Source organism: Streptomyces sp. NPDC046821 (assembly GCF_040645335.1).
Lineage (GTDB): Bacteria > Actinomycetota > Actinomycetes > Streptomycetales > Streptomycetaceae > Streptomyces.
In genome coordinates, this window is sequence record NZ_JBEYYB010000011.1 from 202,903 (window position 1) to 226,352 (window position 23,450).

21 protein-coding genes are annotated in these 23,450 nt (G+C 69.1%); 9 read left to right on the forward strand and 12 right to left on the reverse strand.

Translation table 11 applies throughout. The features are described from left to right. Positions 1–24 precede the first annotated feature (24 nt). Positions 25–1,275, forward strand: a complete 1,251-nt coding sequence (locus ABZ893_RS23620) for a M24 family metallopeptidase (RefSeq protein WP_361407029.1) — start codon at positions 25–27, stop codon at positions 1,273–1,275. Positions 1,276–1,365: 90 nt separating this feature from the next. Here the strand turns inward: ABZ893_RS23620 and ABZ893_RS23625 are convergent, their stop codons facing one another. The 6 genes from ABZ893_RS23625 to ABZ893_RS23650 all read right to left on the reverse strand — a co-directional run bounded on the left by ABZ893_RS23625 (position 1,366) and on the right by ABZ893_RS23650 (position 7,632). Then, the gene (locus ABZ893_RS23625) at positions 1,366–2,541 is read right to left on the reverse strand and encodes a M20 family metallopeptidase (RefSeq protein ID WP_361407031.1); all 1,176 of its coding nucleotides are present in this window, start codon (positions 2,539–2,541) and stop codon (positions 1,366–1,368) included. Further along, positions 2,541–3,209: a DUF1028 domain-containing protein gene (locus ABZ893_RS23630; RefSeq protein WP_361407033.1), complete on the reverse strand. Its 669-nt coding sequence runs from the start codon at positions 3,207–3,209 to the stop codon at positions 2,541–2,543. Before ABZ893_RS23630 ends, ABZ893_RS23625 begins: the two co-directional genes overlap by 1 nt. Then, positions 3,206–3,673 carry a RidA family protein gene (locus tag ABZ893_RS23635; protein ID WP_361407035.1) on the reverse strand — a complete coding sequence of 156 codons (468 nt, stop codon included), beginning with the start codon at positions 3,671–3,673 and terminating at the stop codon, positions 3,206–3,208. The genes ABZ893_RS23630 and ABZ893_RS23635 overlap by 4 nt, the downstream gene beginning before the upstream one ends. A gap of 27 nt (positions 3,674–3,700) precedes the next feature. After that, a complete protein-coding gene (locus tag ABZ893_RS23640) occupies positions 3,701–4,987 on the reverse strand; it encodes an NAD(P)/FAD-dependent oxidoreductase (RefSeq protein WP_361407037.1) in 1,287 nt (428 codons plus the stop codon). Between the two features lie 223 nt (positions 4,988–5,210). After that, a complete protein-coding gene (locus tag ABZ893_RS23645) occupies positions 5,211–6,143 on the reverse strand; it encodes a LysR family transcriptional regulator (protein ID WP_361407039.1) in 933 nt (310 codons plus the stop codon). Between the two features lie 37 nt (positions 6,144–6,180). Then, positions 6,181–7,632 (reverse strand): cytosine permease, encoded by a 1,452-nt coding sequence (locus ABZ893_RS23650; protein WP_361407041.1) that lies wholly within the window; start codon positions 7,630–7,632, stop codon positions 6,181–6,183. A gap of 400 nt (positions 7,633–8,032) precedes the next feature. Here ABZ893_RS23650 and ABZ893_RS23655 point away from each other — a divergent pair, with 400 nt between their 5' ends. From ABZ893_RS23655 to ABZ893_RS23670, 4 genes are all read left to right on the forward strand, one after another. Next, complete coding sequence (locus ABZ893_RS23655) at positions 8,033–9,448, forward strand: aspartate ammonia-lyase (RefSeq protein WP_361407043.1); 1,416 nt, start codon at positions 8,033–8,035, stop codon at positions 9,446–9,448. Between the two features lie 130 nt (positions 9,449–9,578). After that, positions 9,579–9,974, forward strand: a complete 396-nt coding sequence (locus ABZ893_RS23660) for a hypothetical protein (RefSeq protein WP_361407045.1) — start codon at positions 9,579–9,581, stop codon at positions 9,972–9,974. A gap of 280 nt (positions 9,975–10,254) precedes the next feature. Continuing rightward, positions 10,255–11,265, forward strand: coding sequence for an aldo/keto reductase (locus tag ABZ893_RS23665; protein WP_361407047.1), 1,011 nt, complete (start codon positions 10,255–10,257; stop codon positions 11,263–11,265). A gap of 60 nt (positions 11,266–11,325) precedes the next feature. Continuing rightward, entirely contained in the window at positions 11,326–11,745 is a 420-nt protein-coding gene (locus tag ABZ893_RS23670) for an SRPBCC family protein (RefSeq protein ID WP_361407049.1), read from the forward strand. Between the two features lie 123 nt (positions 11,746–11,868). Here ABZ893_RS23670 and ABZ893_RS23675 read toward each other — a convergent pair whose 3' ends face one another. Together ABZ893_RS23675 and ABZ893_RS23680 are read right to left on the reverse strand one after the other, a co-directional pair. Beyond that, positions 11,869–13,200, reverse strand: a complete 1,332-nt coding sequence (locus tag ABZ893_RS23675; protein ID WP_361407051.1) for an MFS transporter — start codon at positions 13,198–13,200, stop codon at positions 11,869–11,871. A 48-nt stretch (positions 13,201–13,248) separates the two neighbouring features. Beyond that, positions 13,249–14,022 (reverse strand): SDR family oxidoreductase, encoded by a 774-nt coding sequence (locus tag ABZ893_RS23680; protein WP_361407053.1) that lies wholly within the window; start codon positions 14,020–14,022, stop codon positions 13,249–13,251. Positions 14,023–14,259: 237 nt separating this feature from the next. Here ABZ893_RS23680 and ABZ893_RS23685 point away from each other — a divergent pair, with 237 nt between their 5' ends. After that, the gene (locus tag ABZ893_RS23685; RefSeq protein WP_361407055.1) at positions 14,260–15,555 is read left to right on the forward strand and encodes an alpha-hydroxy acid oxidase; all 1,296 of its coding nucleotides are present in this window, start codon (positions 14,260–14,262) and stop codon (positions 15,553–15,555) included. 70 nt (positions 15,556–15,625) lie between these two features. Here ABZ893_RS23685 and ABZ893_RS23690 read toward each other — a convergent pair whose 3' ends face one another. After that, a complete protein-coding gene (locus tag ABZ893_RS23690; protein WP_361407057.1) occupies positions 15,626–17,062 on the reverse strand; it encodes an aldehyde dehydrogenase (NADP(+)) in 1,437 nt (478 codons plus the stop codon). 163 nt (positions 17,063–17,225) lie between these two features. On the opposite strand from ABZ893_RS23690, the gene ABZ893_RS23695 reads away from it, so the two are divergent. Then, positions 17,226–18,332: an alcohol dehydrogenase catalytic domain-containing protein gene (locus ABZ893_RS23695; protein ID WP_361407059.1), complete on the forward strand. Its 1,107-nt coding sequence runs from the start codon at positions 17,226–17,228 to the stop codon at positions 18,330–18,332. 11 nt (positions 18,333–18,343) lie between these two features. Here ABZ893_RS23695 and ABZ893_RS23700 read toward each other — a convergent pair whose 3' ends face one another. Then, entirely contained in the window at positions 18,344–19,117 is a 774-nt protein-coding gene (locus ABZ893_RS23700) for an IclR family transcriptional regulator (RefSeq protein WP_361407061.1), read from the reverse strand. A gap of 69 nt (positions 19,118–19,186) precedes the next feature. Here ABZ893_RS23700 and ABZ893_RS23705 point away from each other — a divergent pair, with 69 nt between their 5' ends. Beyond that, a complete protein-coding gene (locus ABZ893_RS23705) occupies positions 19,187–19,960 on the forward strand; it encodes a fumarylacetoacetate hydrolase family protein (protein ID WP_361407063.1) in 774 nt (257 codons plus the stop codon). Between the two features lie 121 nt (positions 19,961–20,081). On the opposite strand, the gene ABZ893_RS23710 is transcribed toward ABZ893_RS23705, so the two are convergent. Beyond that, positions 20,082–21,548, reverse strand: coding sequence for a sialidase family protein (locus ABZ893_RS23710; protein WP_361407065.1), 1,467 nt, complete (start codon positions 21,546–21,548; stop codon positions 20,082–20,084). Between the two features lie 298 nt (positions 21,549–21,846). Then, positions 21,847–22,515 (reverse strand): DNA-binding response regulator, encoded by a 669-nt coding sequence (locus ABZ893_RS23715; protein WP_361407067.1) that lies wholly within the window; start codon positions 22,513–22,515, stop codon positions 21,847–21,849. Positions 22,516–22,573: 58 nt separating this feature from the next. On the opposite strand from ABZ893_RS23715, the gene ABZ893_RS23720 reads away from it, so the two are divergent. Then, positions 22,574–23,422: an oxidoreductase gene (locus ABZ893_RS23720; RefSeq protein ID WP_361407069.1), complete on the forward strand. Its 849-nt coding sequence runs from the start codon at positions 22,574–22,576 to the stop codon at positions 23,420–23,422. The last annotated feature ends 28 nt before the right edge of the window (positions 23,423–23,450 follow it).

Consider the following 23,450-nt stretch of genomic DNA (forward strand, 5'->3'; position numbering starts at 1 on the left):
CTTCTGAAGTTCCGGGAGCCACACATGTCTCTGCTCAACTCGCTTGCCACTGACCACTTTCCGACCCTGTCCACGGCCGAACGCGACCGCCGGTGGGCGCTGCTGCGCGACTTCCTCACCACCCACGGCCTCGACGCCCTCGTCGTCTTCGGCTGGGGCCGCCACACCTACGACCAGTACCTCACCGGCGAACAGCAGGGCAGCGTCGTCGTCCTCACCCACACCGGGGAACCCGTCTCCATCGCGGGCGACGTCCCCCTGGAGCACTACGACGAGGCGGGTACCCGCTACCCGCGCTGGGTGAACGACATCCGGATCGGCGACCCCGCCGACCGGCTCCCCGAGATCCTCGCCGAGCACTCGCTGACCGCCGGCACCCTGGGCATCGTCGGCCTGACCAGCCGAAGCGTCGACGAGTGGGACGGCGTCATCCCGTACACCACCTGGCAGGCCGTCGCCTCGAAGCTGCCCAAGGCCACGTTCGTCGACGTCGGTGACGCCTTCGAGACGCTGGTCATGGTCAAGTCGCCCGAGGAACTGACGATGGTGCGCAAGGCCGCCGAGATCGGCGAACTGGCCTGTGCCGCCTTCGCCGACGCCGTCCGGCCCGGTGTGCTGGAGAGCGCCGCGCCCGCCGCGGCCCTGCACGCCATCGTCGCGAACGGCGGCTGGACGGCCGAGCCCTGGATCCTCGAACGCGCGGGAAGCAGCCGCTTCGCCTGGGGCCGCCCGGAGTGGATGAGCATGGGCGGCGCACCCCACACACTGCGACGAGGCGACTCCATCGCCGCCGAGATCTTCTCCTTCTACGGCGGATTCGAGTCCCAGCAGCAGATGGACGTCTGTCTCGGCGAGCCCGACCGCCTGCTGCGCGAACTCGAAGAGGTGTGCCTGGAGTCCTACCGGGCCGGCATCGACGCCCTGCGCCCGGGCATCCGCTTCGCCGAACTCTGCGAGATCATGCACGAACCGCTGCACCGCAGCCGCACATGGAACACCGGCCCCCTCGTCCAGACGATCTCGCCCGTCATCTACAACGGAGCCACCCGCGTCAATCCGCAGGTCGACCCGGCCCTCGCCCATCTGCCCTCGCTGCCCGTGGGCGTCGGCCTGGACGGCGACTTCACCGTCACCGAGGGCGTCGTCTTCGCCTTCGAGCCCAACGCCCTGCGCGACGGCAAGCGCGTCTGCATCGGCGGCACGGTGATCATGGGGCCTGACGGTCCGGAGGAGCTGAACACCCTCCCCAACCGCCTCATCGTCGTGGAGGCCTGAGGCACAGGTACTAGTGAGTGCGGAAACGCGTTCGTCCGGCACGGTACGGCAGCCGTCTCAGGCTGCTCGTTCCGTGCCGGACGAAGGCACTCAGCTGACGCCGCTGTCCGCCGCGACGTCGAGAGCCGTCCAGGCCAGCGCGGTGGCCGCGTCCAGGAGAGCCTTCTCCGCGTCACCGCCGACACAGTGGGCGGCGAACTCGGGCTGGTGGTTCAGCGCCGGCAGCGAACCGATGCCCACGTAGGGGTGGATCGCGTTCACGACCTGGGACACGTTGCCCATGTCGGTCGACGCGCGGTTCATGTCACGCGCCGGCGAGTTCCGGTCGAAGACCCGGCCGAGGTGCTCCGCGTTGCGCACGTAGGCGTTCAACGCCGGCTGGTACGTGCGGAATTCGGCGTACGGCTTGCTCTCCGGCTGGATGTCCAGGGAGGTTCCCGTGGCCAGCGCGCCCGCCTCGAAGCAGCGCCAGACCTTCTCCTCGGTCTCGGCCAGCTGCGCCAGGCTCGCGGCCCGCACGTACCAACGTCCCTCGGTACGGGCGGGAATGGCGTTCGGGGCCTCGCCACCGTTCGTCATCACACCGTGCACACGCACCGTCGGCGGCAGCTGCTGACGCAGCAGACCGATCGCCACCTGAGCGACGGTGAACGCGTCGGCCGCGTTGACACCCTGCTCCGGGTAAGCGGCCGCGTGGGCCGCCTTGCCCTGGTACGACACGTGCGAGTGCGACACCGCGAACGGCTCCGCCTCCGCCACGTCGACCGGGGCCGGGTGCGCCATCATCGCCAGGTCGAGCCCGGCGAACGCCCCGCGCTCCATGAGCTCGATCTTGCCGCCGCCACCCTCCTCGGCCGGGGTGCCGTAGACCTCGATCGTGAGCCCGGCGGCGTCGGCCAGCGGAGCCAGGGCCCGAGCCGCGCCGACGGTGATCGCCGAGATCAGATTGTGCCCGCAGGCGTGGCCAAGGCCGGGCAGAGCGTCGTACTCCGCACAGAGCCCGAGCCGGAACGGGCCGCTGCCGATCGTCGCGCGGAACGCGGTGTCGAGCCCGAGGTACGCCGACTCGACGGTGAAGCCCGCCTCGTCCAGGGACTCCGCCACCCAGCGTGCCGAGCGGTGCTCCTCCCACGCCGTCTCCGGGTTGGCGTGGAGCTGTTCCGACAGCTGGATGAGGCGTTCCGCGTCACCGGCGACCGTGCGGGCGGCACGCTCCTTCGACGCGTCGACGGACGCGCCCCGCCCGGTCACGTTGTCGTCGGCCATCACTCGTCCCCGGGGACGCCGTACGACGGCGCGGCGGCCGGGTTCAGGCCGCGGGCCACGTAGTCGTCACGCTGGGGGAGCCACACGTCGAGCAGTGAACGCAGCTCGGCGATGGGCGCCTCGCTCCAGTCGACGCGCAAGTCGGTCTCGCGCCACGGGACTTCACGCACGACGGAGAGCCCGGCGGAGTGCACCGGACCAGCCTCGCCGCCGGCCGCCAGACCGGCTTCGAGGGCGGTCAGCAGCCGCTCCTCCAGCTCGCCCGTCGAACCCTCGAAGGCCTCGACGATCGCGTCGACGACCTCGGGGGACGCCAGCATGTTGCCCGCCGCGACGACGTGCGCGCCGACGCGGTCGCGGTGCACGCCGAGCGACTTGGCGCCGGAGAACGAGGCGCCGTTGCCGTTCAGTTCGAGGACGGTGAGCTGGCGGTACTCGATCAGCTCACGGTCCGACACCACGGCGTCCAGCGCGGCGCGCGCGCCGATGCCGCTCTCAAGACCGTCGAGCAGCTCCGTGCCGAGGCGCGGGTCGGTGATGTTCTGCGAAGACGCACCGCCCACACCCGGGCGCAGGTGGACGCAGCGGGCGGCCACCGCCGGGCTCGACGAGGTCACGGCCATGCCGACGGCGCCCTTGCCGTCGGTGGCCAGCACCGAGAACGTCACTTGTCGCCCTCCGGGATGACGGCGATGGCGTCGACCTCGACCAGCCACTCGGGCCGGGCGAGAGCGGAGACCACGAGGCCGGTGGAGATGGGGTGCACACCCTTGGTCCAGCGGCCGATGGTGCGGTAGACGGTCTCGCGGTAGCGCGGGTCGACGATGTAGATCGTCAGCTTGACCAGGTGCTCCATACGGGCACCGGACTCCTTCAGGAGCATGTCGATGTTGGCCATCGCCTGCTCCGTCTGGGCCTCGACGTCACCGATGCCGACCGACTCGCTGGTGTCGAGGTTCTGCCCGATCTGGCCCCGCACGTAGACGGTGTTCCCCGCGACGACGGCCTGGCACAGGTCGTTGTCGAGGTTCTGCTCGGGGTACGTGACGCTGGTGTTGAACGGCCGGATACGGGTGTGGCCGCCGGCGACGATCGGGGCCGGCACCTCGCGGCCCGTGCTGGTGGAAGTCATCGTCAAATTCCTCAGTTCTTCAGTGCTTCAGCTCTGCGGGGCGGCCGACGCCGAGTCGGTCCCGTCAGGACGGTCGTAGGAGAGGTACGAACGCTGGGTCATGATGTGGTCCGCAACGTACCTCGCGTCGTGCCAGACACCCCAGATGAAGCTCGAACCGCGGCGGGACAGCCACGGCAGGCCCAGGAAGTAGACACCCGGCTCGGTGGAGACACCGCGGCGCTGGACCGGACGGCCCCGCTCGTCGAACGCGTCGGCCTTGAGCCAGCTGTAGTCGGCCGCGAAACCGGTCGCCCAGACGATCGAGTTGACGCCCGCCTCGGCCAGGTCCAGCTCGAGCAGCGGGTCGGTCACGCACTGCGGGTCCGGACCGATGACGTGGGCCTCGGGCTCCTCGGGCAGGTCGAGGCCGTTGCGCTCGATGTACGCGTCGGCCGCCTGCAGCAGCTCCAGGTACTTCTCGTCACCGGCCGCGATGTTCGCGCCGAGGTCCGTGGCGAAGCCAAGGACGCCGTCCTCGTACGAAGCCGTCATGCCGACCAGCTCGACACCCGACTCGGCGAGGGCACGGAAGTCGACCGTGTGGCCGCCGCGCGCACCGCTGACCGCGATGGTCACGTGCTCGGCGCCCTGCGGCGGCGTCTCCGCGTCCCAGCGGCCGAGAACACCGAGCCACCAGCAGAAGTCACGGCCGCGGTACTCCCGCGGCGGGCGGTCGTGGGGACCGACGGACAGGAAGACGCGGCGGCCGGAGCGGCGCAGCTCGTCGGCGATCTGGACACCGGAGGAACCGGCACCGATCACGAGCACGGCGCCCTCGGGCAGCTGCTGCGGGTTCCGGTAGCTGCTGGAGTGGATCTGCACCGGCACGGCGTCGGCGGGCAGGATCGGCGGGATCACCGGCTTCTGGAAGGGACCGGTCGCGGCGACGACGAAGCGCGCGTTGATGACGCCCTCAGAGGTCTCGACCCGGAACCCGGGGCGGTTGGAGTGGCGCTCCACCGACTTGACCTCGACGCCGGTCCGGATCGGGGCACCGATCTTCTCGGCGTACGCCTCGAAGTAGTCGGCCACCTGCTCCTTGGAGGCGAAGGCGTCGGGGGCGACGTCGGAGAACTCGAGGCCGGGGAAGCGGTCGTGCCACGCGGGCCCGTTCGCGACCAGCGAGTCCCAACGCTCCGAACGCCACCGCTCGGCGATCCGGCTCCGCTCAAGGACGATGTGCGGCACACCGGTGGCTCCCAGGTGCTCGCTCATCGCGACGCCGGCCTGGCCTGCGCCGACGACGACCACTTCGGTCTCTTCGCTCGACATTCTCAACCTCCGCTCAGGCGGTGGTCCGACTCGTTGGGGAGTGGACTGCGACCGCAAGAGAAATCCTCCGGTGTGCCGGAAGTTCTGTCCAATAGATGTTGTTGGTCTTCTGGTTCAGTTTTTTCGATATGGCGTGCAGGGGACCAGAAACGGCAGCAGGCCGCCGACCGGACACGGACTGTCCGATCGGCGGCCTTGAGGCACGGAAGAGGGGGCGGAGGGGTCACTGAGAGGCCTCGAACATCGACCGGATCGAACCCTCCCGCTGCAGATCACGTACGAGTCCCTGGACCGCGGCCATGCGCCGCGTCGGGCGCACCGCCGTCGCCTTGATGAGGGCCACGTCGAGGGGCGGCGCGTCGTCGGCGACATCGACCGCGACGACCCGCTGCGCCTCGTCCTTCCCGGCGCCCCGGGGCTTCGCGTTCAGCAACGTGTACGCCAGCCCCTTGGCCACGATCGCCCGGCACGTCTCCGCACTGGTCGACCGGAACCGCACCTTCGGCTGGATGCCGAGCGAGTGGAACATGTCCGCGAAGTAGTCCCGGCTGTGCGGCAGGTCCAGCAACGCCATCGGCTCGTCCTTCAGCTCGGCGAGTGACACCTTGCCGCGCTCGGCCAGCGGGTGATCGTGCGGAAAGAGCGCGTACGGGTTCAGCGAGTGCAGGTGCTCCTTCTCCAGGCGTGGATCCGCCGTGAGGTCGTAGCCGATTGCCAGCTCGAACCGGCCGCCGGCGACCCCCTCGGCCAGCTCGGCGAGATCCACCTCGCTCGTGTTGATCGTCAGCCCGGGCAGCCGCGCGGCGGCCTCCGCGAGAAGGTCCGGAAGGATGTACGGAGCCAGCACCCCGAAGCAGGCCAGGTGCAGCGTGCCCGACACCTCGGAGCCGAGCCCCCGGGCCTCCTCGGCCAACTCCGAGGCCTGCTTCAGCAGTTGCCGGCCCGCCACGAAGATCTGCTCACCGGCCGACGTGAGGGTGACGCCTTTGGCGTGGTGCCGCAGGAACAGCTGGACACCAAGGCCGCGCTCCAGCTCCACGAGCGCGTTCGACAGCGCCGACTGCGACAGGTGGATCTGCTGCGCCGCACCGGTGAGGGTCCCCGCCTCCGCGGCGGCGATGAAGTACTCCAACTGCCGGAGCGTGTACTGCGCCACTGAAATCCTCCCGCGCCCGAGGTGTGAAGCCGGAGCGTCACACGCTGAGGGCCGCTGCTTCCTGGTCGTCGTCTTCGCGGGCGTCGCCGTGACCGGTCGCCTCGTCCGGCACCGGCGCGAAGCCGTGACGGATGGGATAGCGCTTCATCAGGACGTAGAAGACCGCCGAGGCCACGAACAGGCCGATGATCCAGGAAATGTCCGCGCCACCGAGGGACTTCACGAACGGACCGGTGTAGAAAACGGTGCTCACGAACGGGAGCTCGACGAGGACGCCGGCCACATAGGCCGTCATGGCGCGCCAGTCGATTCCGCGGTAACGGCCCTTCGGGTCGTACATCGCGTCGAGGTCGTACTTCTCCTTGCGGATGAAGTAGAAGTCGACGAGGTTGATCGCCGTCCACGGAATGAGGATGACCGACAGCAGCACGATGAAATTCATCAGGTTGTCGAGGAAGTTGCCCCGACCGAGAATGGCGATCAGTGTGCTGAGCGTGGAGATGCCCAGGATGGTGGCGACACGGCCGGTCGGAGAGATCGTACGGGCTTCGCGGAACACTCCGGTGATCGTCACGACGGACATGAATGCGCCGTAGATGGAGATCGCGAGAGCGGGAATGTTGCTCAGCATGATGATCGCGAGGAACAGCCACGGCGCGAAGCCCGCCTGTTCGGTGATGAACTTGACGGAACCCCCGCCGAACGCCTTCGGAGCGGCGGACGCGAGAGCGGCGCCGAACGCGAACATCCACACCGAGCAGACGACGGTGCCGGCATAGGTCCACCAGAAGGAAGCCCGCACCGAGGTGTTCGCCGGCAGGTAGCGGCTGTAGTCCGCGACATAGGGGGCGTACGTCAGCTGCCAGGTCGCGGAGATCGTCACGGCGAGGAGGAAGACTCCCCAGGTGAACTGGCCGTGATGCATCGAGGCGCTCACATCGTGACGGACGAAGAAGCCGACCGTGAGGACGAGAAGAACGACCGCCATGACCCACGAGAGGACATTGATCCACGCCTTGAGAACCTGGTAGCCGAATATCGCGATCAACGCGCCCACGGCGTTCGCCAGGACGATGCACAGGTCGATGTTCCAGCCGGTCAGGTCCGCGAGAGCGTTACCCGTGAGCACGCCACCGCTCGCGATGTAGCCGATGTACATCGCCACGACCAGAACGAGTGGCATCACCGCGCCGAAATAGCCGAACTGCGCCCGGCTCTGGATCATCTGCGGAATACCGAGAATGGGGCCCTGAGCCGAGTGGAGCGCCATGAAGACCGCTCCGATGCAGTGCCCCACGACGGCCGCGACGATCGCCCATACCAGAGGCAGACCCATGGCAACGGCGACCGCACCGGTGGCGATGGTCAGCACATTGGAGTTGACCGTGAACCAGATCAGAAAAAGACCGCTGACCTTACCGTGACGTTCTGAATGCGGAACGAAATCAATTGAGCGCTTCTCAAGCTTCAGCGCATCCTCTGCTGCCATCGCTTCCGGCCTTCTCTCGGGCGGCTGCCAACGTCAATTGCCAGGGGCGCGAGATGCACTGTCCGGAAGGGATTCGCATTCGGAGAGCGGCGCGTTACTGGCTGTAGCAGTACTTGCTGGTGCCGAAACAATAGGTGCACACGCGCCACCCTGAACAGCTCCGACCGGATCGCATTAATCGCGGTACTGCATCGATTCTGGTGATGCCGGAGCCTGAGGCTCCGCGGCGGGACCGGGTGCCGGCCCGGACCCTGGCCTGCGGCCGGGTGGCTGGGCGATTGATTCTGTTGAACCGATGCTGTTCCGCAGAAAGATCTATTGGGCAGATGCGCCCGGGGATGGTGCACTGAGTCGCGCAGATGTCGTTGCAGGTCAGAGTTGAAAGACGCGGTGTGCACACGTGAACACGGACCAGACCCGACTTGAGCGGGACTTCCTCGGAGAGCGCGCGGTTCCGGCGGACGCGCTGTGGGGCGTCCACACCTCGCGGGCCCTGGAGAACTTCCCGATCAGCGGTACGTCGATCGCGAGGCACCGCGAACTGGTCGCCGCGCTCGGCTCGGTGAAGCTGGCCGCCGCGCGCGCCAACGCCGAGCTGGGACTGCTCGACGAGCGCCGCCTCACCGCCATCGAGAGCGCGTGCGGCGAGGCCATCGCCGGTCTGCTCGACGAGCACTTCGTGGTCGACGTGGTCCAGGGCGGCGCAGGCACCTCGACCAACATGAACGCCAACGAGGTCATCGCCAACCGCGCGCTGCAGATCCTCGGCAAGGAGCCCGGCGACCACGCCGAGATCCACCCGAACGACCACGTCAACGCCAGCCAGAGCACCAACGACGTCTACCCGACCGCCGTCAAGATCGCGCTCCTGCACGGCCTCGACGGCCTGGCCGCCGCCGTCCGCACCCTGTCCGAGGCGTTCGCGGCCAAGGGCGAGGAGTTCCGCTCGGTGCCGAAGGTGGGCCGCACCCAGCTCCAGGACGCGGTGCCGATGACGGTCGGGCAGGAGTTCTCGGCCTGGGCGGCGACGCTCGCCGAGGAACAGGCCCGCATCCTGGACTCACGCGCCCTGCTGAGCGAGATCAACCTCGGCGCCACCGCCATCGGCACGGGCATCACGGCCGACCCGCGCTACGCCGCCGTCGTCCTCCGCCACCTCCGGGAGATCACCGGGATGCCGCTCCAGACGGCCGGTGACCTCGTGGAGGCGACCGCCGACACCGGTGTCTTCGTCCAGCTCTCGGGCGTGCTGAAGCGGACCGCGGTGAAGGTCTCGAAGATCTGCAACGACCTGCGGCTCCTGTCCTCGGGTCCGCAGGCCGGCCTTGGGGAGCTGCGACTGCCGCCGCGCCAGGCGGGGTCGAGCATCATGCCGGGCAAGGTCAACCCGGTGATCCCCGAGGTGGTCAACCAGGTCGCGTTCTGGGTCGTCGGCAACGACGTGACGATCACGATGGCCGCGGAGGCGGGGCAGCTCCAGCTCAACGCCTTCGAGCCGATCATGTGTCACGGCCTGTTGCAGAGCATGGACTGGATGGGCCGGGCGTTCGACACGCTGGCCCGGCTGTGCGTCAGCGGCATCGAGGTGAACGAGGCGCACCTGGAGCAGGTGAGCGCACACAGCGTGGGCGTGGTCACCGCCCTGATCCCGCACCTGGGTTACGCCGAGGCGAGCGCGATCGCGAAGGCGGCGCTGTCGGGCGAGGGTGACGTCCGCTCACTGGTCCTGCGCACCGGCGCCCTCGACGAGGCGCGCCTGGACGAACTTCTCGACCCGGAGCGGCTGGCGGGGGTCAAGGTGCGGGCCGCCGACTGACGTGACGGGGGAGCGAAGCGGAGGGCCGGAGTGCCCTCCGCTTCGTCTTTCGGGCCAGTGATCAATGGGCGCAGACGGGTGGGCTAGATTCGCGTTCGCCATCGCAAGCCCATATCCCGAGGATCTGCCTGTGTCTCAAATACCGCCCCTGGGCGGCCCGAACGCCTCGTACACCGCGTCGCAGATACGACGCAACCGCCTGATCTTCCTCGGCCTGGTGGTGGTTGTCGCAGGGATGCTGGCGCTGTGGGCCTTCGGCCCGGAGGAGACGAAGGACCAGTCCGCGTCACTCAAGGCCGGTGACTGCTTCCAGAACATCGGGACGTCCGACAACGCGATGACCAAGAAGCTCGACTGCACCGACCCGCACGCCGACTACAAGGTCCTGAAGATGGACAAGAAGGGCGTCGTCGACACCTTCTCGTGCGCGGACGTCCCCGGCACGACCGGCTCGCTGACCCAGACAGCCGCAGAGGACTTCTTCGTCGTGTGCTTCAAGGCGAACGAGGCGAAGGGCAAGAAGTAGTAGCTGGGGCGTGGACGGCCGTCGCGCTTCTGCCGCGACGGCCTCTCACACGGCCCTCCTCACGCAGTGCCGCATGATCGCAAAATGGCACCGGGTTGAATTAACCCGCGTACACAAGTATTGTCTTTGCATGTAAGGCGCGCTTGCACCTAGTTCCCGTGCTTGCGCGAACAAACAAGTGGGTCACTCCCTCCACCCCGAGCACTGACTCCGACTCCGATTCCATCGACGGAGCCGCCGCGCGCCCGGGCACCCCCCTCACCCCCGCAAAGGCACTGTCATGTCGATCAACGAAATCCTCCCCGGCCGTCTCGGCTTCGGTACCGCCCCGCTCGGCAACATGTTCCGTGCGATCCCCGACGACGAGGCCCGCGCCACCGTCGAAGCCGCCTGGGACCACGGCATCCGCTTCTTCGACACCGCCCCCTTCTACGGCGCCGGCCTGGCCGAGACCCGCCTCGGCGAGGTCCTCTCCACCAAGCCCCGCGACTCCTACGTCCTGTCCACCAAGGTCGGCCGGGTCATCCTCGACGAGCACGAGACGGACGTCCCGGACTTCGGCGAGAAGGGCGGCCTGTTCGAGCACGGCAACCCCAACAAGATCGTCCACGAGTGGACCGCCGAGGCCACCGAGCGTTCCATCGAGGACAGCCTCAAGCGCCTCGGCACCGACCGGCTCGACATCGTCTGGGTCCACGACATCGCCCAGGACTTCCACGGCGACCTGTGGATCCAGAAGTACGAGGAGGCCCGCACCGGCGCCTTCCGCGTCCTGTCCCGCCTGCGCGACGAGGGCGTCATCAAGGCCTGGGGCCTCGGCGTCAACAAGACCGAGCCCATCGAGCTGACCCTCGCCCTCGACGAGCCCCAGCCCGACGGCTACCTGCTCGCCGGCCGCTACACCCTCCTCGACCACGAGCACGCACTGCAGCGCCTGCTGCCGATGTCCCAGGAGCGGAACGTCGAGATGGTCGTCGGCGGCCCCTACAGCTCCGGGATCCTCGCCGGCGGCACCAACTTCGAGTACCAGCAGGCACCGCAGGCGATCATCGACCGCGTCGCCAAGCTGAAGGCGCTCGCCGGGCTGCACGGTGTCAGCATCAAGGCCGCCGCCCTGCAGTTCTCGCTCGCCCACCCGGTGGCCGCCGCCGTCATCCCCGGCGCCACGCGACCGAGCCGTATCGCCGAGGACACTGCCGCGCTGAATGAGGAGATCCCGGCCGCGTTCTGGACCGAGCTCCGCGAGAGCGGCCTCGTCAGCCCGGCCGCCCCGCTCCCGAACGGTGCCTGAGCCCGACGCCGACCTCGCCCCCTCCGAGCCCCCCACGGCACGACCCTCAGGAGAAAGACCATGGCATCCACCTCCGTCAGCCGCGTCCTTCCCGCCTCCCCGCAACAGGTCTGGGACCTCATCGGCGGCTTCGACGCCCTGCCCGACTGGCTCCCGTACATCCCCGAGAGCACCGCGCTTGAAGGCGGCCGGGTTCGCCGGCTGACCAACCCGGACGGTGACGTGATCGTCGAGCGCCTGATCGGCTTCAACGAAGTCGAACGTCACTACACCTACGCCATCCTCGAAGCCCCCTTCCCGGTCACCGGCTACCTCTCCACCCTCCGCGTCCACCCGGTCGCCGGCCGGGACGACGCCGCGGAAGTCCAGTGGTCCGGCCGCTTCACCCCCGACGGCGTGAGCGACACCGAGGCGGAGGGCCTCTTCGCGGGGATCTACCGTGAGGGCCTCGAAGCGCTGGACCAGGCACTGTCGGCCTGACACACCACGGCCACAGCACGGCCGCACCGCGCAGCCCGGGCACGCATCTCGCGTACCCGGGCTTCGGTGTCAGGCAGGTCCCGGGGCAGCAGGAGCCGGCCGCAGCTGTAAAGCTCAGGCCCGTCAGTCGTGCCGCGCCCCCAGGTCGCATCCCCGGGTCTCCCGGACCAGCAGCGCACACACCAGTCCGACCAGGGCCGCCGCCGCCCAGATAGAGGCGATCGGCCAGGAGGCGCCGTCGGCCGAGGCGACCAACGCACCGGCCGCGAGCGGCACACACCCCGCGACCACACCACCGAGCTGGTAGCCGATCGACGTGCCGGTGTACCGGACGTCCGCGCTGAACAGTTCCGCGTACAGGGCCGCCGTCGGTCCGTACATGCCCGCGTGGGCCACCGCGAGGGCGAGCAGCATGACCAGCCAGACAAGTGCGGTCTGCCCGGTCGAGAGCAGCCAGAAGAACGGGAAGGCGAGTACGAGCATGAAGGCCGCTGCGGTCATGAACACCGGCCGCCTGCCCAACCGGTCGGACAGCGCGCCGAACATGGGCACGGTGGCCGCTTCGACGAGGGCGGCCACGAGCATCCCCGTGAGGAGCACGCCGCGCGGCAGACCGAGGGTGGACGAGCCGTACGAGAGCACGAAGACGGAGACGATGTAGAAGGGGACACCGGCCGAGACGTACAGGCCGACGGTCAGGGCGATGGCCTTGCCGTGGTCGCGGAACGCCCTCGTGGCCGGCAGCTTGCGTGCCTTCCCGGTCTCCTTGACCTGGACGAACGCGGGAGTCTCGGTGATGCGCGAACGCAGGAACAGGCCCACCGCGATCAGGGCGATGCTCAGCAGGAACGGGATCCGCCAGCCCCACGCGAGGAGATCCTTGTCGGGCAGCGTGGACACCGCCGCGAACACGGTGGACGACAGGATGAGTCCCAGGGGCACGCCCATCTGCGGGAGGCTCCCGTAGAAGCCGCGCCGGTGCTCCGGGGAGGACTCCACCACCAGCGTCACCGCGCCGCCCCACTCACCGCCGACGGCGAAACCCTGCAGGAAGCGCAGCGTGACCAGCAGGATCGGCGCCCATATTCCGATGTCCTCGTAGCCCGGCAGCAGGCCGACGACCACGGTCGCCCCGCCCATCAGGAAGAGCGTGAGCATGAGTGCCTTTTTGCGGCCCACCCGGTCCCCGAAGTGGCCGAAGATGACTCCGCCGAGTGGACGGGCGATGAAACCCACCGCGAAGGTGCCGAACGCGGCGAGTGTGCCCGCCGCAGGCGAGAAGCTGGGGAAGAACTCCGTGCCGAAGACGAGCGCCGCGGCGAGTCCGTAGATGTAGAAGTCGTACCACTCGATGGTGCTGCCGATCATGCCGGCGAGGGCGGTTCTGCGGATGGCGGAGCGGGGCAGCTCATGGCGTCGGCCGCCTGCCCGGTCGGTGAGGTGAGTGTGCGTCATGCGGGTTCACGGCTCTCGTCGTTGGGAGTGGGGCGGACCGGGTGACGGTCAGAGGGTCGGCACGAGGCCGCCGTCGCAGCGCAGGGCGGTGCCCGTGATGTACGCGGCCTGGGTGCTGCACAGGAACGCGGCGACGGCGCCGAACTCGTCGGGCTCGCCGTAACGCCCGGCCGGGATCGTGGCCTTGGACGCGGCCTCGACGTCGTGCAGCGAGCGGCCGGTGTTCTCGGCGGCGGCCTCGTCGATCTGGCGGGCGCGGGGAGTGGCGATGCGGCCGGGCAGCAGGGAGTTGACCGTCACACCCCGGGCGGCGACCTCGGTGGCGAGGGTCTTGAGGTACCCGGCGAGAGCCGCCCGGCCCAGATTGGACAGCGAGAGGTTCGGCATCGGTGCCTCCACGCTCGTCGAACTGATGCTGAGGATGCGCCCCCACCCCTTGTCGAGCATGGCCGGGAGGACAGCCTGGACCAGGGCGTTCTGCGGGGTGACCAGCGTGGCGACGGCCTGGCCGATGCCGGCCGCGTCGGTCGTGAGGGCCGTTCCCGGAGCGGGGCCGGGCCCGTTCAGTACGAGGATGTCGAGATCGCCGACGGCCTCGCGTGCTGCCGTGAGGAGTTGCTGCGCGCCGCCGTCCGCGACCAGGTCGCAGCCCACGCCGACGGCACCGGGCAGGCTGTCGGCCACTTCCTTGGCGCGGTCACCGGACCGGCCCGTCACCACGACCGTGACGCCTTCCTCCGCCAGCGCTCGGGCGGTTGCCCGTCCCAGGCCGGACGTGGACGCGCACACGAGGGCGGTCTTGCCCGCCAGACCGAAATGCATCTCGACTCCTTGTTTGAAATATCAGACGCTGTCTTACTCGCTGACGGGATCGTGCCTGCGCTGCCTGTGCGCGTCAAGGGTTGACGCGTCGAAAACCCCGATCGATACTCCGATCATTCGGACGTCGTCCAATATCTCGACGCCCTGAGAGTCCCAAAGAGTCCCTGGAGTCGCTGGAGTTCCTGGATTTCACGCCGCGACACCCGGGACGGCACGTGAACCCGTACGACGAGAGGCATGACTGTGACCGTCACCCAGCCCCAAGTCCCCACCACGGCACCGGCCGCGCCCCAAGCCCACGAACGGCTTCGCGTCACGCGGCAGCGCCCACGATGGAGCGAGCTTCGGGAGCTGTTGCAGCTGCGTCGACCCACTCTGAACCCGGTCGAGCGGCGGCTCGGCGCCGCGCTGAGCATCGGCGACCTGCGCACCGTGGCCGCCCGCACGACGCCCCGTGCGGTGTTCGACTATGTCGACGGCGCGGCCGACGCGGAGTTGACCCTGCGGCGCAACAGGGACGCGTTCGCCGCCGTCGATTTCGTACCGGATTACCTCTCGCCGGTCGACGACCCCGACCTCTCCACCAGCGTGTTCGGCCACGAGATAGCGATGCCGCTGATCTTCGCGCCCACCGGATACACGCGGATGATGCATCACGAGGGCGAGGCCGCGGTCGCACGCGTGGCCGCCCGCAACGGACTGCCCTACACCCTTTCCACCGTGGGCACTTCGACCGTCGAGGACGTCGCCGCGGCGGCCCCGGAAGGTGAGAACTGGTTCCAGCTCTACCTGACCCGCGACGAGCGCCTCAACAAAGAACTCCTCGACCGCGCTCTGGCAGCCGGATTCACCACCGTCGTCCTCACCGTCGACACACCTGTGGCCGCCCGGCACCTCAAGGACATTCGCAACGGACTCACGATCCCGCCGTCCCTCACCCCGCGGACGCTGCTCGGCATGGCCCGCTGCCCCTCGTGGACCCTCAACAAGCTGACCACGAGCCCGATCACGTTCGCGTCGCTGAGCGGCACCATGGACGGCGGCGCGATCGACGCCGTACGCGTGGCCGACGTCGTCTTCGAACCGACACTGAACTACGAGCACCTTGCCTGGCTGCGCGCCAACTGGCCGCACCACATCCTCGTCAAGGGCGTCCTCAGCCCGAACAACGCCCGCCGTGCCGTCGAAACCGGAGCGGACGGCGTCGTCGTGTCCAACCACGGAGGGCGCCAACTCGACCGCACACCCGCCACGCTGAGCGTGCTGCCCGCCATCCGTGAGGAACTCGGCCCGGACGCCACCGTGATCCTCGACAGCGGTGTCATGCACGGACAGGACATCATCGCCGCGGTGGCACTCGGCGCCGACGCCGTCATGATCGGCCGGGCTTACCTTTACGGCCTGATGGCCGGCGGCGAACGCGGTGTCGACCGAGCCGTCTCGATCCTCCGCGAGGAGTACGGGCGGAGCCTGCAACTGCTCGGCCTGGGCTCGACCGCCGCCATCGAACGGCAGCACGTACGCGTTCCCTGATCAGCACCGCACGCGGAAGGTGCCCGCACCTCACAGGAGGGCGGGCACCTTCCGCACGACCGGCCGGGACTCAGGAGGCGTGCTGAGGCACCCCGAGCGGGTTCGTGTCACGCAGGGCCGGCGGCAACAGGTGCTGCGGCACGTTCTGGTACGCGACCGGTCGCAGGAAACGGCCGATGGCCTCGGTCCCGACCGAGGTGGTGGCCGGTGCGGTGGTGGCCGGGTAGGGGCCGCCGTGCTGCTGCGCGGGCGTGACGGAGACACCGGTGGGCCACTGGTTCCACAGCACGCGCCCGGCCTTGGCGGCCAGGAGCCGGATCAGCTCCGGGGCGATCGTGTCGTCGTCCTCACCCTGCACGGTCGCGGTCAGCTGCCCGTCGATGGCCCTTGCCACCTCGAGGAGTTCGCTCTCGTGCGTGTACTCGACGACCAGCGAGGCCGGGCCGAACACCTCGCGGACCAGCGTCTCGGGCGAAGCGAGCAGCTCGGCCGACGTCGTGCACAGCAGCGTCGGCGTCGGCCCGGGGAGCGCGTCGCCGCCTTGCACCACCACCCGCACACCGGCGGTCTCGCCCAACTCCCGCACCGCACTCGCGTAAGAGGTACGGATACGGTCGTTGAGCAGAGCCAACGGCGCGTCCGGGACTGTGCCGGGAAACTGATCGAGGAGCTCGGCCGCCGCGGGGACCAGCAGGATTCCGGGCTTCGTGCAGAACTGGCCGGACCCGAGCGTGAACGACCCCACGAACTCCGAGACGATGGCGGACCCTCGGCGCTCGGCGGCGGCCTCCGTCACGAAGACGGGATTGACGCTGCCGAGTTCACCGAAGAACGGGATCGGCTCCGGGCGGCTGCCCGCGAGATCGAACAGCGTCCGCCCCGCCTCGATCGACCCGGTGAACGCCCCTGCCTTCACGCGGTGATCCACGATGGCGGCTCGGCCGGCCTCCGTCCCGTAGACGATGTCGAAGAGTCCCTCGGGAGCGCCGACGGACCGCAAAGCCAGGTCGACGACCTCAGCGGTGGCGGCCGAGAGCCGGGGGTGACCGGAGTGTGCCTTCACCACGACCGGGCAGCCGGACGCGAGCGCCGAGGCGGTGTCACCGCCGGCCACGCTGAACGCGAACGGGAAGTTGCTCGCGGAGAAGACGACCACGGGACCGAGCGGCTCAAGCACGCGTCGCAGGTCGGGCCGGGGACCGGTCGGCCACGCCGGGTCCGCGCGGTCGATCTTCGCCCCGAGGTACTCACCCCGCCTCACCACGTCGGCGAACAGCCGGAGTTGGAACACGGTGCGAGCCAGTTCGCCGTTCAGCCGGGCCTCCCCGAGGGAGGTCTCCTCGTCGGCGATCGCCACCAACTTCGGTGCGGCCTCTTCGAGTGCGGCGGCGATGGCGTCGAGTGCGGGGGCGCGGTCGGCGGGCTGTAGCCAGCTCCACTGTTCGAATGCGGCGGTGGCGGCATCGAGCTTGAGCGCAAGCGCCTCCGGGGGCGTCGCGTCGGTCATCAAAGTACCTCCGTTGTTCCATATTTGAGACGTTGTCTCTTGAGTGAGACACCGTGGCACGCCCGGACGGGGCCGTCAACGCCCTTGACGGCTCGTGGAAACGGTTCGCATACTCAACAGGTCAGACGTCGTCTGAGATTTCACACACTCAAGGGGTGGCTCAATGAGGGCAGCGGTACTGCACCGGCCGGGCACGGCACTGACCGTCGAGGACGTCGACATCGACGACCCGGGGCCGGGCGAGGTCGCCGTCCGCGTGCTCGCGGCCGGGGTGTGCCACAGCGACCTGCACTACATGAACGGCGACCTGAACGTGCGTCTGCCCGCTGTGCTCGGGCACGAAGGGGCCGGCATCGTCGAGCGCGTGGGGGAGGGGGTGACGCGGATCCGCCCCGGCGACACCGTCGTCACCATGTGGCGCCCACGCTGCGGGGACTGCGAGTTCTGCACGACAGGGCGCCCCGCGCTGTGCGCGGTGGGACGCGTGCACGCGACCTCCGGCGGCCTGCTCGACGGCACGTCACGCCTGAATCTGAACGGCGAGAAGGTCCACCACCTCATGGGCGTGTCCTGCTTCGCCGAGCGATGCGTCGTCTCGGAGCGCTCCCTGGTGGCGATCGACCCGACCGTCCCGCCCGAGATTGCGGCGATCACGGGCTGCGCGGTGGTCACGGGAGCCGGTACGGCGCTGAACGTCATGCCGGACGCCGCCGGGGACGGCGTCGTGGTCATCGGTGCCGGAGGCGTCGGGCTGAGCGCGGTGATGGGACTCCGGCTCATCGGGGCCCACCCGATCGTCGCCGTCGACACCGTGGACGCCAAGCTGGACAAGGCACTCGAACTCGGCGCCACCCACACGGTCAACGCGCGCACGCACGACCTCGCGGACGAACTCGCCAGGATCTCGCCCAAGCCGATGAGGTGGTCGGTGGACGCCGTGGGCGCGCCGCACACCCTGGCGCAGGCGATCGAGGTCGTGGGCACGGGCGGAACGACGGTCGCCGTGGGCCTCGGCAAGGCGGGCGCCGTGGTCCCCGTACCCATCAACCCACTGGTGCAGCAGGAGAAGCGGCTCATCGGCAGCCTCTACGGCTCGGCCAACACACCGGTGGACATCCCGAACCTGCTCGACCTGTTCAAGGCCGGGCGCCTCCCGCTCGACCGACTGCTCGGCGAGCGCTACGAGCTGGCGCAGGTCAACGAGGCCTACGAAGCCCTGGCGCAGGGTGCGACCGGCCGCGCGGTGATCACCCCGGGCGGCCGACCGTAACGACCCTCGGGTCAGGGCGTGGCCGGCGCCCCGAGGAGCTGCGACATCTCCCGAGCGCCGCAGAGCACCAGCTCCACGCAACGCTCCTTCTGCTCGTCGTTCCACCGAAGGATGGGCACCGAGATGCTCATCGCCGCCACGCACACACCGAGGCGGTCGTACACCGGGGCGGCGACGCAGGCCACATGCTCGTTGGACTCGCAGAACTCCTCGGCCCAGCCCCGCTCGCGTACGTCGTCCAGATCGGCCAGGAGCCGCTTGCGGGTCGTGATGCTGTTCGGAGTCATGTGCTGCAACGTGGAGTTGTTCGGCACGACCGCGTCGAGTTCGGCGGTCGGCAGAGCGCTCAGGAGCACTTTCCCGCCGGCGGTGCAGGATGCCGGGAGTCGGCTGCCCACCTGTGACACGAGGCGGATCGGGTGCGTGCTGTCGATGCGCACGATGAACACCGCGGACGCGGCGTCGCGCACGACGACCTGGACGGTCTCGCCGCAGGCCGCCGCCACCTCGGCGGCGCACTCGCGGCCGACCCTTGCGAGGTCGAGGCTGCGCTCGTATCCCGCTCCGAGCCGCAGGGCCTTGACTCCCAGGGTGACGCGCCCGGTCTCAGTGGACAGGTCCAGATAGCCGCGATCGACCAGCGTGTTGACGAGTTCGTGTGTGGTGGCTCGCGGCAGGTCCAGGCGCTGCGTGATCTCGGGGACCCGCAGTCCGTCGTCCTCGTCGATGAGCAGTTCGAGGATGTCCAGGCCCCGGCGGAGAGCCGGAGCGGTCAGGCGCGTCATGAAGTTCCTCCCAGCCCCATCATCAGACACTGTCTAAAGTATCGGACATCATGCCATGAGGAGAGACCGGTGAAGAAAGACGTCATCCTGGAACTGGCCCAGCGATTGCGGCAGGCGGGGATCAGCGGCGAGGTGGTCGACCCCGAAGCTGCCGACGGGCTCAGCGATCTCGACGAAGCCTACGCGGTCGAGGGCGCCACCCGGAGTCTCGCCCTAGGGGCCGGCGAGCGACTGATCGGCTACAAGATCGGCCTCACCTCACAGCCCGCGCGGGACGCCTTCGACGCGAAAGAACCGGCGGTCGGCCACCTCCTCGCCGGCCGACAGCTCGAAGAAGGGCGACCGGTCCCGGTGGCCGGACTCTTCCAACCCAAGGTGGAGGTGGAGATCGCCTTCATCCTCGGCGAGGCGCTCCCCGGCCCGCACGTCACCGCGGAAGACGTCCGGCGAGCGACCGTGGCCATCGCGCCGGCCTTCGAGATCGTCGGCAGCAGATGGCGTGGCGGCGCGCGATCCCTGCCGATGCTGGTCGCGGACAACACGAACGCGGCGTGGATCTCTGTGGGCGCCAGAACGGAGGCGCTTCCCAGGGACATGGGCAGCACTGCCGCCACTCTGTCGGTGGGGGAGCGGACCATCGCAGGCAGCGGAACCGCCGTCATGGGCGACCCCGCCGAGGCGGTCGCGTGGCTCGCGGGCCACTTGCTGCGCAGCGGCTCACGCCTGGAAGCGGGGGACGTCGTGATGAGCGGAACGTTGTGTCCTCCGACGGACATCAAGGCGGGCGACCATCTGGTCGCCGAGGTCGGAGGGCTGGGGCGGATCGTCCTGGACGTGGTCTGAGGGGGCGTGGTCGCAGGGGACACGGCACGCGGACAGCCGCCCTAGCGTCTCTCGGGCGGCTGTCCTGGTGCGGTCACTCCATGGCCCGGTCAGTCCACGCCGTGGTCAGCGCATGGTGTGGTCAGCGGACCGTTCGGGAGAAGAGGTCGGTCGGGTTGTCGGGGGTGTCGGCGCGTGTGGCCACGACCTTGAAGGTGTTGCCGGCGCTTTCGAGGCCCTGGTACTCGCCCATGAAGTAGCCGCCCGCGTTCGGGGCGAGGCGCATGTCGAAGGGCTGGGTGGTGAGTTGCTTACGGGGTTCCCAGGTCTTGCCGCCGTCGTGGGAGCGGGTGGACCACATCTGGGTGTCGAGTGACTGCGTATCGGTGCTGTCCGCGCTGAAGTCGTAGTACGTGACGGCGAGGGAGCCGTCGGCGGCGACGTCGAGCGACGGGACGAAGGCCTGGGTGTCGATGTCCGACGAGACGCGCTCGGGGTCGCTCCAGGTTCGGCCCCCGTCGGTCGAGCGGGCGAACGCGATCTGGTTGTGCCGGCCCGGCCCCGAGGTGAACCGGGCGTCCTCCCAGGCCGCGTACAGGGTGTTGCTGCCAGGGCGTTTGTCGGCGCAGATGTCGGTGAAGATGTCACCGGTCCGTACACGTGCGCCGTCACGCGGGTCGGTGACGCCCGCGGTCAGGGTCCGGGTGATCGGGGTGGGCTTGGACCAGGTCTTTCCCTGGTCCTCTGAGCGGATCACCATGACCCGGTCCCGGCGTGGCCATACGTTCTGGGTGTCGACCTCGAACTCGTCGAAGACGTTGACCAGATCGCCGTTCGGCATGACGGTGATCTGGTTGCCGGAGGTCTGGTATCCGGGGCGCGAGGGGTAGATCTCGCGTACCGGCTCCCAGGTCCGTCCGCCGTCGGTGGTGCGGGTGAACACGGTTGGTCCGCCGTACTCCTGACGCGGTGAACGCACGATCCTGTCCCATTCGACGTAAGCCGTGCCGGCGGTCGTGGGGTCGGCGGTGATGGCCGCGCGCTCGTTGGAGACGTTCGGGTCGCTTTCCTGCTTCAGCATCGACGGCTTCGCCCAGGTCCGGCCGCCGTTGGTCGAAGTGGACACCATCGTGCCCCGGTCGGTGTTCGACCGGTTGAACCCGATCCCGGCCTGGTAGGCCTTGCCGTCCGGGCCGAAGCTGATCCAGGGGTCGGCCGCGCGCTCGAAGTCCCCACCGCTGGAGGCGTTTCCGAGCGTGCAGTGGGAGAACGCCGGCTGGTCGGAGAGCGGCAACTGCTTCCAGGTCGCACCGCCGTCGCGCGACACCGACGTCAGCAGACCGTTGGCCCCGCCGTTGGACCAGCGGTCCTGCATGTACACCGCGATGAGATTGTCGGGATCTTTGGGATTGACCGAGACGTACGGTTCGATCTCGGAATTACGGAACACCGTGCCCGACTGCTCGGCACCGTTGCATCCGGCGGCGAACGGGGAGCGACTGCTCACCTGCCCGGGCTGATCGGACTGCCCGGCCGCCGCCGCGGGCACCGCGGCGCTCAGGGCCAGCGCGGCAACGCCCGCCAGCCACATCTTGGATCCTCGCCTCACCGTGATCTCCCTCGCTCAGAACCTGATCTTGGAATCTCCGGGATTGGCCGCAGGGCTGTGCCAGTTGCGACGGTGGGGGCGGCAAGGCGTGACGGTATACCGTCTGCAGTTTTCGGGGTAGGGGGCGTGGGACGGGCGGATGGCGGTCACCGGGGCTGGTGCGGTGGAGAAGGTGCTCTGACCTGGATCTTCCATCGGGTGCAGGCCGAGGTATGCGTCGGGCGGCACCGGTTCACGGCTGGTCATGGAAGAGGTGCTGCAGGCACTGCGCGTCCATCGAGGCGGCAACCGGCCCGAGCTAGCCCTCGTAGCGGATACGTTCGCCGGCCCGCAGCCCGGCCTGGAAGCGGGAGTGGGCTTCGAGCTTGGCCATCAGATCGGCCACGCGCCGCCGGTAGGTACGCAGTGAGAGGCCGAGCCGCCGGGCCGCCGACGCGTCGGTGAGTCCCGAACCGAGGGCTTCGAGGATCACGCGGTCGTCAGCGTCGAGGTGGGGAACATCGCGGCGTAGATAGGTATCGAAGTCCAGGGAGGCGTCCCAGACGGCCTGGAACAGCGACTGGACGCCGTCGACCAAGACCTGAGACGTCGTCACGGTGTACTCGCGGCCCGTGGGGGACTCCTCGCCGGCGAGGATCATCACCCGCCGGTCGATGATGATCGTCTCGTGCGGCAGCGGCGAGCCGCTGATCCGTATCAGAGCGCCCTTGCTCTGCACGAGCCGTAGGTGCGCGCGGGCCTCCTCGTCGGCGAGCGCGAGCGGGCTGAGGAGCTTGCGAGGGGTGAGGCCAGAGGAATCGGTGGCGCGTATTCGTTGCCTGATCGCGGCCCGGGCCTGGGGCTGAGACCAGGTCCTGAGATCCCGGGCGGCGCACAGGAACTCGGTCCGCGCGGACTCGAAGAGGTGACCGGCACGAGCGATCAACTCAGCGTCTCCGTGGACTGAAAACACCTGTTCGCTCCGCATCGCGCCAGTCTGGCAGCAAGCTGCCACGAGCTCGCCGGTATTCCTGGAGGCGGACACCATGAGCCTCATGACGAGGATCAAGACGTTCTCCCTCGGCGGAGATCTGACCATCAACCGGCTCGGCTTCGGCGCGATGCGCCTGGCGACAGGCACCTTCGACGGCCCTGTGCGAGCCCCGGAGCGAGGCATCGAGGTGCTCCGGCGCGCTGTGGAGCTGGGCGTGAACCACATCGACACGGCCGGCTTCTACGGCAGGGGAGGGGTGTGGGCCAACGAGCTGATCCATACGGCGTTGGCCCCTTACCGTGACGACCTGGTGATCGCGACGAAGGTAGGGCCGCTGCCCGGGCCGAACGGCGTGCCGACCGGGCAGGCAACGCCCGATCAGCTCCGTCGCCTGGTCGAGGCGGATCTGCGCTCCCTCGGGCTGGAACGGCTGGACCTGGTCTATCTGCGGGTGGGCGGGGTGACCGGGCCGGGAGGCGAGTCGATCGCCGAACGCTTCGCGGTACTGGCCGAGCTTCGCGCGGAGGGCCTGATCCGGTACTTGGGCGTGAGTAATGTCGACGCCACCCAGCTCGCCGAGGCCCGCGCGATCGCGCCCGTCGCGGCGGTGCAGAACCGGCACACCGGTGACGCGGGGTTGTTGGCGGAGTGCGAGGAAGCGGACATCGCGTACGTGCCGTATTTCCCACTCGGCGGTGGCGGCAGCCCGCTCAACGCCGAACGGCTCGGCAAGGTCGCGGCACGCCTCGGCGCGACGACCGCGCAGGTGGCGATCGCCTCACTGCTCGCGATGTCGCCGACGACGCTGGCGATTCCAGGTACGGGTTCTCTCGCTCACCTGGAGGAGAACCTTGCGGCTGACGATCTCAGCCTCAGTGACGCGGACGTGTCCGACCTGTGAGCTGTGTGACTTGCTGGCTCCGGCCGAC